The organism is Shewanella hafniensis (genome assembly GCF_019655335.1).
GTDB classification, from domain to species: Bacteria; Pseudomonadota; Gammaproteobacteria; order Enterobacterales; family Shewanellaceae; genus Shewanella; species Shewanella hafniensis.
Genome location: NZ_BPFD01000153.1, coordinates 1 through 2966 on the forward strand (window position 1 = coordinate 1; position 2966 = coordinate 2966).

General features: G+C 43.9%; 4 protein-coding genes and 1 pseudogene. 1 reads left to right on the forward strand and 4 read right to left on the reverse strand.

All coding sequences use genetic code 11. The features are described from left to right. Nucleotides 1-126: pseudogene (locus K5Q99_RS21505) on the forward strand (ISAs1-like element ISSba1 family transposase); the annotation flags it as partial. Nucleotides 127-246: 120 nt separating this feature from the next. Here the strand turns inward: K5Q99_RS21505 and K5Q99_RS21510 are convergent. From K5Q99_RS21510 to K5Q99_RS21525, 4 genes are all read right to left on the reverse strand, one after another. Further along, nucleotides 247-1149: a hypothetical protein gene (locus tag K5Q99_RS21510; protein ID WP_220778085.1), complete on the reverse strand. Its 903-nt coding sequence runs from the start codon at nucleotides 1147-1149 to the stop codon at nucleotides 247-249. Nucleotides 1150-1282: 133 nt separating this feature from the next. Further along, on the reverse strand, nucleotides 1283-1540 hold the full coding sequence (locus K5Q99_RS21515) for an SMI1/KNR4 family protein (protein ID WP_246604558.1): 258 nt from the start codon (nucleotides 1538-1540) through the stop codon (nucleotides 1283-1285). Nucleotides 1541-1648: 108 nt separating this feature from the next. Further along, nucleotides 1649-2317: a methyltransferase domain-containing protein gene (locus K5Q99_RS21520; protein ID WP_220778086.1), complete on the reverse strand. Its 669-nt coding sequence runs from the start codon at nucleotides 2315-2317 to the stop codon at nucleotides 1649-1651. Between the two features lie 104 nt (nucleotides 2318-2421). Further along, entirely contained in the window at nucleotides 2422-2793 is a 372-nt protein-coding gene (locus K5Q99_RS21525) for a hypothetical protein (protein WP_220778087.1), read from the reverse strand. Nucleotides 2794-2966 lie beyond the last annotated feature (173 nt).

Sequence of the window (2966 nt, forward strand, 5' to 3'; positions counted from 1 at the left end):
ATGGCACTATTTCGGCGTATTGTGCTGAACCTTTTAGAGCAACATCCGCTAAAAGCCAGCAAACCAACCAAGATAAGAAAAGCAGCATGGAATGGCGATTTTAGAAGCGAGATATTCTTTGGTTAAGAGATTTAACAAAGCTTAATCCCGCCCTGAGGGCGTGTGTATCCAGAAATGAGCAAGAACGATCCTCCTTAAATAGAAACTAAATCACAATCTCATTTTAACTGGTTAATTTTGTGTGGGTTATTCGTGGCCATCTCTGTGAGAATGTGCTGTTAATGAATGGATTAGCGCCAGCGTATTTGAATCAATTGGCAGATCATTTAACTCTCGCTCAGCTAAGGGATCGAAAGATATCCCAATGGACTCGTGACCCGTGGTAAAAAATCCGTGTAATTCATGCTGCCATGGTAAGGGAAAATCAAGTGGGGGGAGTGGCGCATTGGCCGTATGGAACCGCCACAGATTGACTAAACCATGGGCGTTAACGCAGTAACATTTTTCCAGTGGCGAGAACTCCTGCTGCAGGCGATTAGACTTGACCATAATGGCGATATTGTCGATAAACGAGGTCATATCCTGATTGATTATGGCGGCTAGGCTGCGCAGCATCGCCATGCTGTATTTCGAGTCTTTTAGGTTTGTAAGTTGATGGCGTAACTTATCTGTCACGGCTGTGGCACCTAAAATGGCATATACGGCATTGCAGGCCAAGAGTGTCACCTTGTGTCCCGTTAAAAAAGGCGGCACAAATCGCTGTTTATAGGCTGTAATAGTAGGTAAATCATGGATGGCTAGTGCCGCCAACAAGGGCCAAATGTGTAGGCTATCCGTACCCGAATAATCCCCACCCCGCACTAATCGCGTTAAACAACCAAAGCGCCCCGCTAATGTCAGGCAGTTTATAAACTCATCGAAGTGATTAAAGGCCACCCGTTGGATTATGGCTAATTGGGTTAAATCATTTTCTATGTAGCTGATGCGATTAATCCATTCGTTAGCGGCGAGATGACGACTCTCTTTTACACCCTGCTGTAGGATAGCGAGTTTGGCGACTTGAGGCTCAGTTAACTGTTCGTCATTTTCAGCCAATCTCTGCAATGCGTTTAGTGCTTGGTCTCTATCTTTTTTAGGGTAGCTTTTCACATCATACCTCACTTCATATTGCCCTGAAGTTCAACTTTAATCATAGGTTTATCGAGTAGTGGACGTTCATTTTCATTATTCTTAGTCCTCAATTAATTCATCTGGATATAACCTGATTTGCGCTAAGGATTGCTCAAAAAATTGGCTTAGGTTTGGACAAATAAAGTCCATCATATCGGCAAAAGTAATCTTTTCGGGCAAATACCGTGCTCCACTCACTGCCGCCATTGGCATATCCCCAAAGTTCCCTGAGCGGGGGAGCAAGTTTAAAACCTAATTGTTTTTCAGCTTCATCTAAGGCTGAGTTGGATAAGCCATTATTCAATGCGAATGTTTGATTCACATTGGCGTAGAGCGCGCTCAATGCCTGTAGATAGGTCTTAACGTCCATTGTATTGACTCCTTCATCCAGACACTTAGCAGCAGTGTTAATCCTTTGGTTTTATACCGCTCGCATATGCACTTATGGGAATTTATTAAATCGAATTAGACATATAAATTAGGATGTTGCATTACTTTTCTCAACTTTATACATCTCTTTATAAAAGAATACGACGTCTTTATCGATGATTTCTAATCGCCAGCCATAATGCTGGGCGAGCCATTCGAAGGTCGCTTCGGCGTAAAAATTGATATGAGTTGGATCATTTTTATAGTGCCAACTGGCAAATGCGGTTTGATTTTGTACCCGCTTGGTCATCACTGCCAAAATGCCCTTGGGTTTTAATAGGCTATCGAGTTGGGCAAGCAAACCTGCGGCATCGCTTACGTGCTCTATCACTTCTGTTAAGGTAATAAAGTCGTATTGGCGGACTAAGGTTTCGGGGTTATTAGCGTAATAAAGGTCGTAATTATCGATTTGATAACCCCGCGCCTTTGCCATCAAGCTCAAGGCTTTGCCTTCGCCGCAGCCAAAATCGAGCCCTTGGGCCGAAGTGCTAACACGGCTAAGTAGTGGCTCGAGTGTGCGATTTAAAAAGGTTTGATAACCCAGATCATTGGCATGATTCTCGTGCTTATCGTACTCGGCTTTTTCTGCCTCGGCCGAGAGATAAAACTCAGGAGGCACGCTCACCAGTTGGCAGGTTTGGCATTGATGGTAGTCGCGCTTTTTATCCTGATGATAAGCGAGTAATTCTGTGCCGTGGCATAAGGGGCAGATATTCAACAACAATTCCTAGGGATAGTAAGGTGTAATTAATGAGAGTAGTCGCAATGCCAACAAATAAGGCTAGCACTGCCTAGCTGAAATCGACTGTGTCGATGGCCCGCTTAAGGCTTTGGGATTTTACGCTCTTTTGCTGCGGCTTCTTTTGCTTCCCGTAAATATTTTTGCTCGCGACTTTCCCTCTCGTCGAACTGTTTCTGTGCCTTGAGTTTTTGCTGAGCCTCCCAATCATGGGTTTGGGACTGCTGTTTGATTTTATCTTCTCGCTCTGCTGTCTCCTTAGCGGCTTGGCGCGCCTTCTCTAATTGGGCCTGCTCTAATCGCTGGGAGTCTATGCGGGCCTTATCGGCTCTTTGCTCTAGGGTTAATTTTGACTTTGGCGCATCGGCGGCATTAGCCACAGCAAGATGAATGCTGGAAATCAGTATGAACGACATCAATATTTTAGAGATGAGCACCTTAGATAAATGCGCCATTTCCGGCCTCCTTTATTTGGTCATCGGATGGATGAACGATAACAGCCAACTCAAACACGATGCGAAAAACATAGCATAAAATCTGTCAAAGTTTGAAATATGCAGCAGGTGTTCTTAAAAAATATGCTTAAATACAAGTCTTAAACTACACTTTTTGAGTTTCTATTTGAGTG